General features: G+C 41.9%; 8 protein-coding genes. 2 read left to right on the top strand and 6 right to left on the bottom strand.

Annotation, left to right across the window (positions count from 1 at the left end):
- Nucleotides 1-46: 46 nt before the first annotated feature.
- The 3 genes from BSAG_RS08040 to BSAG_RS08050 form a co-directional block, all read right to left on the bottom strand.
- Entirely contained in the window at nt 47-2,044 is a 1,998-nt protein-coding gene (locus BSAG_RS08040; RefSeq protein ID WP_008023999.1) for a PL29 family lyase N-terminal domain-containing protein, read from the bottom strand.
- 21 nt (nt 2,045-2,065) lie between these two features.
- On the bottom strand, nt 2,066-4,672 hold the full coding sequence (locus tag BSAG_RS08045) for a DUF4955 domain-containing protein (protein WP_004315544.1): 2,607 nt from the start codon (nt 4,670-4,672) through the stop codon (nt 2,066-2,068).
- Between the two features lie 145 nt (nt 4,673-4,817).
- Nucleotides 4,818-7,658, bottom strand: a complete 2,841-nt coding sequence (locus BSAG_RS08050; protein WP_004315545.1) for a DEAD/DEAH box helicase — start codon at nt 7,656-7,658, stop codon at nt 4,818-4,820.
- 53 nt (nt 7,659-7,711) lie between these two features.
- Here BSAG_RS08050 and mnmA point away from each other — a divergent pair, with 53 nt between their 5' ends.
- Entirely contained in the window at nt 7,712-8,851 is a 1,140-nt protein-coding gene (gene mnmA, locus BSAG_RS08055) for a tRNA 2-thiouridine(34) synthase MnmA (protein ID WP_004315547.1), read from the top strand.
- Between the two features lie 240 nt (nt 8,852-9,091).
- Here mnmA and BSAG_RS08060 read toward each other — a convergent pair whose 3' ends face one another.
- Nucleotides 9,092-10,618 (bottom strand): GH3 auxin-responsive promoter family protein, encoded by a 1,527-nt coding sequence (locus tag BSAG_RS08060; RefSeq protein ID WP_004315549.1) that lies wholly within the window; start codon nt 10,616-10,618, stop codon nt 9,092-9,094.
- Between the two features lie 137 nt (nt 10,619-10,755).
- On the opposite strand from BSAG_RS08060, the gene BSAG_RS08065 reads away from it, so the two are divergent.
- On the top strand, nt 10,756-11,766 hold the full coding sequence (locus BSAG_RS08065) for an ATP-dependent 6-phosphofructokinase (RefSeq protein ID WP_004315551.1): 1,011 nt from the start codon (nt 10,756-10,758) through the stop codon (nt 11,764-11,766).
- On the opposite strand, the gene rnc is transcribed toward BSAG_RS08065, so the two are convergent.
- Together rnc and fabF are read right to left on the bottom strand one after the other, a co-directional pair.
- Nucleotides 11,708-12,775 carry a ribonuclease III gene (gene rnc / locus BSAG_RS08070; protein ID WP_008997624.1) on the bottom strand — a complete coding sequence of 356 codons (1,068 nt, stop codon included), beginning with the start codon at nt 12,773-12,775 and terminating at the stop codon, nt 11,708-11,710. The genes BSAG_RS08065 and rnc overlap by 59 nt on opposite strands.
- Nucleotides 12,741-14,003, bottom strand: coding sequence for a beta-ketoacyl-ACP synthase II (gene fabF / locus BSAG_RS08075; protein ID WP_004315552.1), 1,263 nt, complete (start codon nt 14,001-14,003; stop codon nt 12,741-12,743). The genes rnc and fabF overlap by 35 nt, the downstream gene beginning before the upstream one ends.
- Between the last annotated feature and the right edge of the window lie 15 nt (nt 14,004-14,018).

The raw sequence follows: 14,018 nt of genomic DNA, 5'->3' as shown, positions 1-14,018 counted from the left end.
AAACGTAAAGTTATGCGGCTTTTATTATTAAACTGGTAAAAGAGTTTTATTCAATTGTTGCTCCATAACCAGCTACATCGCTAGCTAATGTAAATATACCATTTACATAATCATATTGAGTAATAGGAGCTGTTGCGTGCTTGGTTATGTTATTACCGCTTGTTGGTTCTTTAACTAAAGAACTTGTATGATAATAATTCCAATTTTTGGTTAAGCCATATACGATATTGTCGGTTACATCTATTTGAGGTGTGCAACTTTCTAAGAAAGAATAATAGTAGGAACCGAATTCTGCTTCCGGACTTACGTCAAAGATATTCTTGCTTATAGTCAATGATGTTCCTTTTTGATATCTGAAGAATATATTGCTACCTATCATGTTGACAAAAGTATTATTTATAATTTCGGCAGAAAGTACACCATCTGATAAAGGTATATTACCAGTAGCCCAGTTTAATATTTGCACGCCTTCTTGAGGTGTCTGGCTATACACTATATTGTTCTTGAAGTTGAAAGTTTTATAATCTCCTAAATTGAAGCCTTTATATATATTTATCAAGGCAATTTTGATAGCATTAACTTCAATACGAGTGTCTTGAACAGAGATGTTGTCTATACCAAAGTAAGTCTTTTGTGCTGCATCGTAATAAATTGGTTTCAAGACATTCGCAATCAGACAGTTGTCAATGCAGATGTCAGTAAAGTCTCCCTTGCTGATAACGCCTGCATTATTTATAAAATAACCAGCATTGCTACCTCCATTGAGATCACTTAAATCTATTTTTATATTCTTAAAAAGTAGCTTTCCTTTGCATGATTTCCAGCAATTAATAGGACGAAGTGTTACTTGCTCGTCATCATATCGACCGATGATAATAACATCATTGCTGATTGATTTTACTCCGGTTGTGGTGAAATTGTGTGCTGTACCTGTGAGGAACAGTATAACAGGTTTACTCATTGTAGCACTAAAGTAAGTGTCAAGTGCCACATCGGCATCTGTTGCATCCAATATTTGTATGTCAGCATCTGAATAAATTTGGTTGTTGATGGTGATGCCGCCGATAGTAATGTCTTTACCATGATCAAAATCGGCTTTATAATCCGTACGATTCTTAATACTAACCTGAATCTTTGCAATCATAGCATACTTTCCACTTGTTGCCAATATCGCAATATCAGTACTGTTATCAGCTGTTGCACGAGTCATCATCTTTGCGCTTGATGCAGGGGCAGTAACAATCAATACATTTTCTTTTCCAGCTTCCTTAGAGAATTTAGCACTCCATCCTTCTGGAGCAGTAATCATTGTATTTTTTACTCCTCTCATGGTCATGGTAAATTCTTTCGTTTCACCTGCAGAAAACTCTTGTATTTGTTCTAAATCTTCAGCCGCAAAACTACATTCAAAGTCGCTGATGATAGGGATACGTATGGTTGGAGCATCCTCACCCGCAAGTACTAAGACCAGTTCGTTGTTTTCTACTGTTACACTCTTGAAGTTTTTGTCTTCTGCCGGAGCGGAACCGTCACCAGTTGCGCTGACTTTGTCAGTAGTTCCTTCTTTGTATATATATTCATAGTTTTTTCCTTCATCATAGCTAACCTGCCAGTAGCCTTCACTATCTACATTAAATGTAGGAGTCTTGCCACTCTCTCCATTAGCTTTCACAGGTTGTCCGTTTACAGTCAGACGCTCCGGAGTTTCATTTTTGTTGTAAAGAACAGTCCAGTAGCCTTCTGAATCGATACCGATAATAGGGCATAACAGGTTATTATCGTTTTTCATATATAGATTTACTGTTTTTCCATTGCTCAAAGTGAGTGTGTAGGAATCAGACTTTTCCTCTATATTAGTAATAAATGTTCCTTCATTATAAAGTTCGCGAAGAGCTTCTGTGTTACTATTTATATCACGTACTTGTGTCTCGAGTGCGGTAACGCGCTTTTTCAGTGCGTCTACATCATCTTCCAAATCGTCAATGTTGGTACATGCTACCAGGCATACAGCCAATAACATGAACATACTCCATACTTTTTTCATGATTATATTGTTTTAAAGTTATTATTTTAAAGAGGATAGCCAGGAAGGAACATATCCCAAACGTTTACGTAATTGAGCCTCATAGAGTGAATATGGTTCCACAGCAGTTCCGTTACTTTCGAGTCGCTTCATTTGAGTAGCATCAAAATCTAAAGGACTTCCGTGGAAACCGACAATGATAGGAGGCATAAATTTCCACCAAAAGCCGTTACTATCCCACCAGGTAAATTTACCTTCTGTATCGATGTCCTGATCTGTTTGTACATTTGTTGCATAGAAATTCCATATTGTCAGATTCTCCATGTGATTTGGCATTTGAGCAGAGTCTCCTCCTTGTCTCCAATGCATGAAACCGCCAGTACAGCAGTCAATTAATGTTGCACGTGGCTGTGTGGCATGTGATTCAAAGCAAGAATCATCTCCCCATTTCACATTCCATATTACAGCACCCATGCTTTGCTTTGAAACACCGCAAGCGTGATATTGACCAACGTTTGTTTTATATTCCATCAATGTGCTTTCACCTTCTCCTTTTCTAAGTGTGTAGCCATTGCTGCTTTCAGTTACTTTTCCAATAAAGATACGGGAAGAAGCTTGCGAGCGGATAGAAGCATGTCCACGATTACCACCAATAGTGATGTCATAAGCAGAACAATTGGCAGAACTTGTGATTGACATGGCTTCACTAACACTTTCAAAATTAACCCGGCGCATCCATGAATTGGTCAGACGTACAAAATCGATAAGCTTAAAACCACCGTCATCTATGTCAGAGCCGTGATGAATAAACTTCTCTTTGGCATGTCCTTTAAATGTAAGGTCTTCTACGCCAACATTGGCATAATTGGCGAATTTATGTACATTCCATCCCCAATCTTTATTAATAGCATGCATGATGGGTTCTTTAAAGGTAATACTGTTACCACTAATCTTTTCAATCTGATGGTATTCGAATATTTGAATACCATTTGTTTTGATATTGGGAGTAATGCCTTGTTGTACCTTAATATCTTGCCATTGATAAGGCGATAGTTCGGAATTAATAACATCATTATCCGTGTTTCCCAACTTGGGGGTTCCCAGTACGAGACATACCCAACTGCCCGCACTTACTCCTGTTAAACTGGCCGTTATGGTTTTGCTGCCTATGGGAGCGTCTTCAGTGATAGCACCAATTGATTCTCCTAATCCTGTATTATGTTTGAACTCCATCATAACAGGAGCATTCCACATTTCCTCAGTAGGTTTGGGAGAATTATTTGCAGCAGTCATTTCGAGTGTTGTTTTGTTTCTTCCGGCTCCTTTTAAAACAATATCACTCATCGATATACGAATCCTGCGATCCTTAGAATCCTTATCTTGTAGAATATAATTCCCTTCTGGGAAGTAGATAATAGCTTTAGCGTTTTCCTTAATATATCGATCTGTCATATTATTGAGATCTTCTTGCTTTGTTTCTCTTGCTATTTCTTCCAGTACCTTCATGAAAGCTGCTCTGTCAGATTTGCCGTCGTTGGGGATAGCCCCATATTGGGGATCTGTAACATCGTATACTTTATATCCTTGTGCTATTAATGTTTCTATTTCAGGAGGAGCTACTTCACCATGTTTATATCCGGCGTATGAAAAGTCCAATAATACATTTTGTTGATCTGCGTTTACAAATTGTTGCCAGGCTTTTGCTCCGGTTTCATTGGAAAGTTGTTTCACTTCAATAGAAACAATACGGATATAATTCTTTGATGAAGTAAGTACAATCTTAATTGTTTCTTCTACGTCTTTTACAACAGTTGCTTGTGGTGTGATAGTTAATAAGTTCTCGGATAAAAGAACATCCCATCCTTTAGGAGCTTGTATTGCAGCTTGTTGCACGTCATTCTGTTCTACTTTATACTCTTTATGGCTTTCATTGGGGGCAAAAACTTGCACAGCTTGTTCACTTTCAGCGTCATTGAGACCATAAATGATCAGTCCGAAGCTGTCGTCTACTGGGAAAGTATATGTTTTTTCACCATCAGCCAGGGTGAATGAGAAAGTATGGTTTGCTTCATTATATTCTACCTTGCTGAATATGCTGGTTCCTCCCTGACTTCCACCTTCGGCCTTAGTTCCTAAGCTTGTATATGTTTGTCCATTATCGTAGCTCACTTGCCAATATCCACTGGAAGATACGCTGATTAATGGAGTTGCCACCACATTGCCTTCTCCATCACGGGGCCAGGCTGATATTTTCTCTCCATCGGCTCCTGGCAGATATTTGAAATCTGTATCATTACTTGTTTTATATATCCAGTAGCCTTCTTCGTCTACGGAAAATTCAGGGACAGACGCTTGTACTGCTTCACTCTCCATGACTTTAATGCTTGTTCCGTCACTAAGTTCCAGCAAATATCCTAAGCCATCTTTAGTCGGAGTAATTCCGATAATGATTTTGTTTTTTTGCATAAGGGCTTGCAGACTGGCAAATGAAGTATTCAGTCCTTCCGTTGCTTTTTCCAAAGCAGCGACACGGTCTTTCAGAGAATTGATGTCTGCTTCCAGGTCGTCTGTTTTTTGGCATGATTGCATGATTGCCAACATGCTGCAAATACCAAATAGTAATAGGTAGGTAATGCTCCTGTTTTTCATACATTTATTATTTCGGGTTATTTATGATTTTCACAGTGGCAAAGATAACCGGATAAAATAAGAGTATATGGATAAAAAAATTCAGGAATACGATGAAATAATACATTTTACACACCTCTGTGATAGATTGAGGCTTTATGTATTATTAGAGCAGGTCTACCCATTGCTCATTGCTTAATATAGGCAATGACTCACTGTCGGCAACAAATGTTTCCGCCAGTTTTCGTTTCTCATCTTGCAGATGCAGAATCTTTTCCTCGATACTGTTTTGTGTAATGAAGCGATAGGCAATTACTTGCTTGTCCTGACCGATACGATGGGCACGGGCGATGGCTTGCGATTCGGCGGCAGGATTCCACCAGGGATCTATGATGAATACATAGTCGGCTTGTGTAAGATTGAGCCCCACACCTCCTGCTTTTAGTGAAATAAGGAATGCCTGAACATCTTTTTGCTCGGTGAAATGGGCGATTTCGGAGGGCCGGTTGTTGGTTGCTCCTGTTAATAGGGCATATTTCCAGCCTCGTTCTCGGAAAGCTTCAGCCAAGACCTCCAGATGTCTGACGAATGAAGAGAAAATTAGGACTTTGTGTCCTTCGCTTTGTAATGTATCGAATGTTTCGATTATCTGTGCGGTTTTTCCGGATGTTCCGGTATAATCAGGAAGAATGAGTTGCGGATGACAAGAGAGTTGTCGTAAACGCAAAATGCCATTTAGTACACTAAACGAATGGAGCCTGTTCGTACTTTGAGGGTGCTGGAGAAGTATGTTGCGCAGGCTGTTTTTCTCCTGTTCGTAACACGTGTTCTGCTCTTCAGTCATGTCGCAGTAGATTGTTTCTTCCGTAAGTTCAGGAAGTTCCGGAGCTACCTCTTTCTTGCTTCTGCGGAGGATGAATGGGGCAGTCAGTTGTTGCAACTGCACTCGTACACGTTCGTTTCCCTGGCGAATCGGCATTATGAACTGCTTTTGGAAAGCACTTTCCGTGCCCAGTAAGTCCGGTTGTATAAAATGAAATTGAGCCCACAGGTCCTTTAATGAGTTCTCGATAGGAGTACCTGTCAGTGCGAGTCGGTGTTTGCTTTGCAGTTGAATTGCCGACCGGAAGGTGAGCGATTCGCTATTCTTGATATTCTGGCTTTCATCGAGCACGACATATTCGAAATGGTAGGAAGAGAGTATATCAATGTTGTTTCTCATCATGCCATACGTAGTAAAGATCAAGTGAAAATGACCGAAGAATTTTTCCGGACGTTTCTTGTCTATAGCCACGGTGTTGTTGTATTCCATCATTGAGAGCCCTGTAAAGCGCTTGGCTTCCCGTCGCCAGTTGTGAAGTAGCGATGTGGGGACTACAATTAGGGTAGCGGGTTGTTTGGGAGCGGATGGCTTATATATGTACTGTAGCAGGGTAAGAGTCTGAAGAGTCTTCCCGAGTCCCATGTCATCTGCCAGGCATCCGCCAAATCCTTGTTTATGGAGGTGTACCATCCACGAGAATCCTTTCTGCTGATAGGGGCGTAACGTTGCTTTAAGCGTTCTTGGTACGGCAACGTTATGTATTTGCTGCTTCGCGGGGAATTTTTTCACTCCATCCTCACCCAAAGCTGTCTGTACGGCACCTATAAATGCATGTTTCAACCGAATTCCTTTTTCTGTTTGTACTCCCATCTCCAGTAAGTTCGCATATTTGCTGAACCACTCTTCAGGCAGGAGAATCATACGCCCGTCAGGTAGCAGATATTCCCGCTTTTCTTCGAGGATATGTTTGCGGAAACGTGAAAAAGGAATGCGCAGATTACCGATAACAACAGTGATGTGCAGTTCGAACCAGTCAACTTCATCGTCGCAACTTTGCTCGATGCGTATCTCATCCAGACAATACAACGCATTCCCTACATTACTGGTAAGGTGAAAGGATTGCTGCAACATCTCCCGATGATTGTTGATCCATTCGACAATTGTCTTTTCCGGAGCTTTGGCGGATAGTTGGAAGTGTGTGGCATTGAGTTGTTGCAGACCGGCATTCGTTAAGAGTTGGACTGCTTGTTCTTCCACTGTGATATTACGTCGGAAAAAGCCGATTTCACCGGATGTTTTCCGATAAATGATTTTCTTCATTTCATTAGCACTATCTGGTGCAAATGTCTGGTCTCCATAGCGGAAGACAAGTTGCAATGCTTGTCCGTTGTATGTGGCATCTTCGAATGAGAGAACAGCTTCACAGGCACATTCTTCTTCAGTAATATTCAAACCGTGAGTCTCGATATCGTGATAACGTGCAATTGGAATAACGATGTTGTCTATGTATTTCTCAATCTGCAAAGCGTCTACGCTAATCGATCTTTTCTTTGTGAAAGGTAAGATACGTGCGCTTTCAATGTGCGGAAAGAAATATAACTCCATTCCCAATAATAGAGTGGCCGGCGAGGAGGTCAGTACAACTACCGGTTTTAACTCACTCAAAGAGAACGGTTGCCCTTCATAATAACACTGCAACTGATAACGGAACGTTTTACTGTCAACATGAAACGTTACGCGAATTTCTACGTCGTGAGGGTTGATATGATAAATATGATGGGCGTATAAGATTTTGCTACCGGCTTGTTTCTGATAAAAAGGCAGTCCATTTTCCCGTATCAACGCCAGCATCTCCAACAGCTTCTTTTCGATGAACGGGCGAATATTATTTTTAATTCGTTCCGGATCTTCGGATAGCTTATGTAGAAAGCGTGATACTGTTTTTTCACGGGAGTAGAGGCCCATCAGATACTTTTCTGTATAGTATGAAGCGATATCGATAGCTTGTCTTTCCGCTTCGCTCATTATGCTCATAGCTTCCGGAGAGGCGTGAAACGCTTGCTCCACTAATTGCAAGGTGCCATCGTTCAGCCTTTCCGCAATATACGGAATCAGTAATATGCCGAGTATCGGATGCTCTGTGAAAACGATTATAACTTGTCCGTTAGTTGGTCTCTCTTTCATTCTCTTTTAGGCTTTAACTGACAAAGATACGGGAAAATACTTAATTTTGCAGCATGATAGAGGAAAACAAACGCGTATTGCTTGGAATGAGTGGCGGTACAGATAGCTCTGTTGCTGCTATGCGATTGCTGGAAGCCGGTTATGAAGTAATCGGGGTAACCTTCCGTTTTTATGAATTGAATGGTTCGACAGAATACTTGGAAGATGCCCGTAATTTGGCAGAACGTTTAGGAATACGGCATATAACATACGATGCCCGTGAAATATTTGCCCGGCAGATTATTGAATATTTTGTGCAGGAATACCTGGCAGGACGTACTCCGGTCCCCTGTACCTTGTGCAATAATTATCTGAAATGGCCTTTGCTTGCTAAGATTGCCGATGAAATGGGAATTTTTTATATTGCTACCGGACACTATGCGCAGAATATACAACTAAATGAAACCTTTTATATAACGTACGCCGCCGATTCGGATAAGGATCAAACCTTCTTCTTATGGGGATTGAAACAGGATATTCTTAATAGGATGCTGTTGCCGATGGGCGATATTACGAAAGCTGAAGCCCGTGCCTGGGCTGCTGAACATGGTTTTCGAAAGGTGGCAACCAAAAAGGATAGTATTGGTGTCTGTTTTTGCCCGATGGACTATCGGACCTTTTTAAAAGACTGGTTGGTCAGAAATGGTCAGATGTCGGTCAGTAATAGTGAGGCATCAATCAACAATAGTCAGACATCGGGCAGCGATAAACAGACCTGGTCTGACAGAATCAGAAGAGGAAGATTTGTCGATGAAAAGGGAAATTTTATTGCCTGGCATGAAGGCTATCCCTTTTATACTATTGGGCAGAGACGCGGTTTGGGCATTCATCTGAATCGTCCTGTATTTGTGAAAGAGATTGATCCTGAAAAGAATGAAGTGATGTTGGCTTCTCTTTCATCGTTGGAAAAAACAGAAATGTGGTTGAAAGATTGGAATCTTGTAAATCAGGAGCGTACTTTAGGACGCTCTGACATAATTGTGAAGATACGCTATCGCAAGCAGGAAAACTATGGCACGATTACCGTCACATCGGATCATTTACTGCACGTGCAGCTCCATGAACCATTAACAGCCATTGCTCCCGGGCAGGCTGCTGCATTCTATGGAGACGGATTGCTACTAGGAGGAGGAATCATAGTCAACGCCCGGTAATCTTATATATTGGGAAGATGAACGCTCTGACGCAAGTTTTTTAAAACAAAACTTAGCTTGCTAATCGACATAACTAAGGCACGGATTACACGAATAAACAAGGAAAGAGAATAAACTTATCCATGTAATTCGTGTAATCCGTGCCTGAAAGAAATCGGAGAGTTGTTTTGACGCTCTCTCCTTATACAAGTAACCTCTGTAATGGAAAAAAACTTGTAGTGGTTATGTTTTGGTTTTTGGTTATTCTTCCGGATGAGCGCTATTATTCAGCACCAGCATTGCTTCTATATATTCGCGTGTATTGCTTAATCTGGGTACTTTGTGTTGTCCTCCCAGTTTTCCTTTCTGTGCCAGCCAGTCATGGAACAATCCCTGACGGGCAACGATCACTTCCAATGGTTGCAAAGCAATATCTTTCCATCGTTTGGCCTCATAGTCAGAGTTAACCTCTTTCAGCGTAGCGTCAAGTATTGCGGCGAACTTTTCTACGGAATCCGGCATTTTGGCAAATTCTATCAGCCACTGGTGCCTGCATTTTGCGTTCTCATCCATAAACACCGGCGCCGCAGAGTATTCGCAAATTTGTGCTCCGGTTTCGGCGCAAGCCTTTGCCAAGCCTTTTTCAGCATTATCGACAATCAGCTCTTCACCAAATGCATTGATGAAATGCTTCGTTCTTCCCGTGATGACAAACTTATAGGGATTTTTGCTGGTAAACTTCACTGTATCACCAATCATGTATCTCCACAAACCACAGGAAGTAGAAATAACCATTGCATAGTTCTTGTTGAGCTCGACTTCTTCAAGACAATAAGCCCGTGGATTTTCTTTTCCCACTTCCTCCAATGGAACAAATTCGTAGAAAATTCCATAGTCGATCATTAATAACATGGCAGGATCGGAAAGGTCGTTCTGGGTTCCGAAATATCCTTCCGAAGCATTGTAGGTCTCTACATAATGCATTTTAGGTGTTGTAATCACCTGTTTATATTGCTCACGATACGGTGTGAAAGCCACTCCACCGTGGAAGAAGACTTCCAGGTTAGGCCATACTTCTTCCAGTGTCTGCTTTCCTGTCTTTTCAAGAACACGTTTGATAAGTACCAACATCCACGACGGTACACCAGATAGACTTGTCACATTTACCGGAATAGTGCTGTTGGCGATTGCTTCTATCTTGGTTTCCCATTCGCTCATCAATGCAATTTTCTTGCTTGGTACGCGAATGAAATTGATAAGCGGATTTACGTTTTGAATCAGAATAGCGGATAAATCTCCTACTAAACTATGATTGGAATTGAGGTTCGGGCTATGGCTTCCTCCTAGAATCAGTCCCTTGCCGGAGAAAAAATGGCTATCCGGATTGATGCGGAAATAAAGAGCTGCCGCGTCTTTTCCTCCTCTGTAATGAATATCTTCCAGCGCTTCCTTGCTGACGGGAAGGAATTTACTTTTATCATTAGTCGTTCCGGAGGATTTTGCAAACCAGCGTATCTCCGATGGCCAAAGCAGATTCTGTTCCCCAGCTCGCAAACGTTCTACATAAGGCTTAATTTCTTCGTATGTCTGGATAGGAACACGTTTACGGAAATCTTCATAGTTACGGATAGAGGAATAATCGTACTTTCTTCCCCATTCAGTTTGAGCGGCCTGGCGTGTTAAGCGGCTTAACACACGATGCTGTATCTCACTAGCCTGACTAGCATATAGGTCTATCTGTTTTAAACGGGAATCGAAAGTCTTACTAATAATTTTTGTAATATTCATTTCTGCTTTAACATAATAATGTTTAGTCGTGCAAAAGTAACTTATTTATCTTTTTTTTCTATCTTTACGACGGAAATAATCGTTAAAAATTGACGACTTTCATATAAATCCCGAGTTTTAGACTAAAAAATGCGACAATGAGAATTGGAATCTTAACATCCGGCGGGGACTGTCCCGGTATTAATGCCACGATTCGTGGCGTGTGCAAAACTGCCATCAATTATTACGGGATGGAAGTAGTAGGTATTCACAGCGGTTTTCAGGGCTTGCTGACTAAAGATGTCGAATCTATTACAGACAAGTCGCTCTCCGGTTTGCTCAATCTGGGTGGAACGATGTTAGGAACCTCTCGTGAGAAGCCTTTCAAAAAAGGAGGCGTTGTCTCTGATGTTGACAAACCGTCTTTAATCCTTCAGAATATCCGGGAAATGGAACTCGACTGTGTCGTTTGTATCGGCGGAAATGGAACACAGAAGACTGCGGCGAAGTTTGCTGCGATGGGAGTGAATATCGTATCTGTTCCTAAAACCATTGATAATGATATTTGGGGCACAGATATTTCTTTCGGTTTCGACTCGGCAGTAAGTATTGCTACCGATGCCATCGACCGTTTGCATTCCACCGCAAGTTCTCACAAAAGGGTGATGGTGATTGAAGTGATGGGGCACAAGGCGGGTTGGATTGCCTTGTATTCCGGTATGGCAGGAGGAGGGGATGTGATTCTTCTCCCTGAAATTGCTTATGACATTAAAAATATTGGTAATACGATTCTGGAAAGACTGAAAAAGGGCAAGCCTTATTCTATTGTAGTGGTAGCAGAAGGTATTAGGACAGACGGGCGCAAACGGGCTGCTGAATATATAGCACAAGAGATTGAATATGAAACTGGTATAGAAACTCGCGAAACAGTTCTAGGGTATATTCAGCGTGGTGGTTCGCCTACTCCTTTCGACCGCAATCTTTCTACCCGTATGGGCGGCCACGCGACAGAATTGATCGCCAAGGGTGAATTCGGGCGTATGGTAGCTTTAAAAGGGGACGATATTGCATCTATCCCTCTTGAAGAAGTTGCAGGAAAACTGAAATTAGTTACTGAAGATCACGATTTGGTGATTCAGGGGCGTCGCATGGGGATTTGCTTTGGCTAGTCTCCTCGGCTTCCATAGTAGGTTGTACCGTAGAAATTTCATTATCGGAGGTGTTTTCTTCTAAAACATTCTCCGGTTTTGTCTCGGGAATTACATTCAGTTCGGCTTCAAGTTCATTCTCAAATTCATTCTCAAGTTCAGTTGCCAATTCTGTTTCAGAGTTAGTTGCAAGTTCAACTTCCGGTTCTGTTGTAGTTGCTGAATGTTGTGCTTTGATCTCTTCGACAGTTGACATAAATACGGGTTCCTTTACTTTCTTTATAGCCATTTGGGCAGCATTCTGTTGAGACTCCTTCTTGGAATATCCCGTACCTGTTCCTGCCGGAAGTCCTTCAATGCGTACTTCGGTTTGGAAAACAGGGTTGCTGTCGTGATCGAGAAATTGCTCGATTAATTCAAAGGAAACCTCCATCTTATTTTTTTGGCTCCACTCAATAAGTTTGGATTTGAAGTTAACCTCTTTTCGGGATATTTTATCCAGGTCGATATAACGGTTGATGATCCGTTGCTCCATAAACTGTTTGCAGCGTTCATACCCCTGATCCAGATAAATAGCTCCGATAAATGCCTCAAAAGCATTTCCGTACATATAACTGTTGTGAGAAGAAGAGCGGGTGGAATACTTTATGAGTTTATCCAAACCGATTTCAACGGCCAACTTATTCAAAGTCTCCCGTTGTACGATCTTAGAACGTGTGTTGGTCAGGAAACCTTCCCGTTTCCCTTCGAAACGTTTATAGACAATATCTCCTACGATGGCGTCGAGGATGGCGTCACCTAAAAACTCCAGCCGTTCATTGTTGAGGGGACGTCCCTTGTCGGAGCGGACAGAAGTCGATTTGTGCAGGAGAGCCTGCTCATAAAGTTGGATATTGCGCGGGTAGAACCCGAGTATCCGGTAAAAACAAAGATAAGACTCTCTATCCTTGCGGAACAAGAGCCTTATCTTATCTATTTCGTTACGTAACACGATATTACTCTGCGTATTTCTTGAAGATAACGCACGCATTGTGACCGCCAAATCCAAATGTATTGGACAAGGCAACATTAACTTCGCGTTTCTGTGCTTTATTGAACGTGAAATTAAGGTTATAGTCGATATTCTCGTCGTTGTCACCTTCTTCGTGGTTGATAGTCGGAGGAACAATGCCGTTCTTGATAGCAAGGATACTTGCAATAGATTCTACCGCACCGGCAGCTCCCAGCAAGTGACCTGTCATTGATTTTGTTGAACTGATGTTCAACTCGAACGCATGATCACCGAATACTTCCTTGATTGCTTTTGCTTCTGAAATATCACCAACCGGAGTAGATGTACCGTGTACATTGATATAATCTACTTCTTTCGGATCCATTTCCGCATCTTCCAGTGCATTTTTCATCACCAATTTCGCTCCCAGACCTTCTGGATGAGAAGCTGTCAGGTGATGTGCATCTGCAGACATACCTACACCGGCAACTTCTGCATAGATTTTTGCACCGCGAGCTTTAGCGTGTTCCAGTTCTTCCAGGATCAGGCAACCGCCACCTTCGCCCATAACGAAACCATCACGGCTTGCGCTAAACGGACGTGAAGCTTTAGAAGCTTCGTCGTTGCGTGTTGACAGTGCGTGCATAGCGTTGAAACCGCCCACACCTGCCGGGAAGATAGCTGCTTCCGAACCACCGGATACAATTACGTTTGCTTTACCCAGACGAATCAGGTTGAAGGCATCTGCAATAGCGTTGGTTGAAGTAGCACATGCTGAACAAGTCGCGTAGTTAGGACCATGGAAACCATACATGATAGAAATCTGTCCGGCTGCAATATCCGAAATCATCTTTGGAATGAAGAACGGATTAAACTTCGGACCCATTTCCTGACGAGTGTAGTAGTTGCCTACCTCTTCTTCAAATGTATGTATACCACCAATACCGGCGCCGAAAATAACACCGATTTTGTTCAAGTCTTCTTTCTCGACATCAAGACCGGAATCACTCACCGCTTCTTTGGCAACAGCGATGGCATATTGAGTATACAGGTCCATCTTTCTTGCTTCTTTACGGTCTATGTATTTCGTTGCATCGAAGTTTTTCACTTCGCATGCGAATTGGGTCTTGAATAACGACGCATCAAAATGAGTAATAGGCCCTGCTCCACTAACCCCGTTCACAAGGTTTTCCCAAAATTCGGGAACGCTGTTGCCAACGGGAGTAATGGCGCCAAGGCCTGTTACTACCACTCTTTTTAATTCCATATTGATGAAATCGAA

Source organism: Bacteroides sp. D1, assembly GCF_000157095.2.
Taxonomy (GTDB): Bacteria; Bacteroidota; Bacteroidia; order Bacteroidales; family Bacteroidaceae; genus Bacteroides; species Bacteroides xylanisolvens.
The sequence above is the reverse complement of the archived record's forward strand: the minus strand, read 5'-3'. Positions and strand labels throughout refer to the sequence as shown.

What these genes read in the sequence shown, in the direction of transcription:
- BSAG_RS08040 (WP_008023999.1), bottom strand. Translation starts at nt 2,044, where the DNA reads ATGAAAAAAGTATGGAGTATGTTCATGTTATTGGCTGTATGCCTGGTA.
- BSAG_RS08045 (WP_004315544.1), bottom strand. Translation starts at nt 4,672, where the DNA reads ATGAAAAACAGGAGCATTACCTACCTATTACTATTTGGTATTTGCAGC.
- fabF (WP_004315552.1), bottom strand. Translation starts at nt 14,003, where the DNA reads ATGGAATTAAAAAGAGTGGTAGTAACAGGCCTTGGCGCCATTACTCCC.
- BSAG_RS08060 (WP_004315549.1), bottom strand. Translation starts at nt 10,618, where the DNA reads ATGAATATTACAAAAATTATTAGTAAGACTTTCGATTCCCGTTTAAAA.
- BSAG_RS08065 (WP_004315551.1), top strand. Translation starts at nt 10,756, where the DNA reads ATGAGAATTGGAATCTTAACATCCGGCGGGGACTGTCCCGGTATTAAT.
- BSAG_RS08050 (WP_004315545.1), bottom strand. Translation starts at nt 7,658, where the DNA reads ATGAAAGAGAGACCAACTAACGGACAAGTTATAATCGTTTTCACAGAG.
- rnc (WP_008997624.1), bottom strand. Translation starts at nt 12,775, where the DNA reads ATGCGTGCGTTATCTTCAAGAAATACGCAGAGTAATATCGTGTTACGT.
- mnmA (WP_004315547.1), top strand. Translation starts at nt 7,712, where the DNA reads ATGATAGAGGAAAACAAACGCGTATTGCTTGGAATGAGTGGCGGTACA.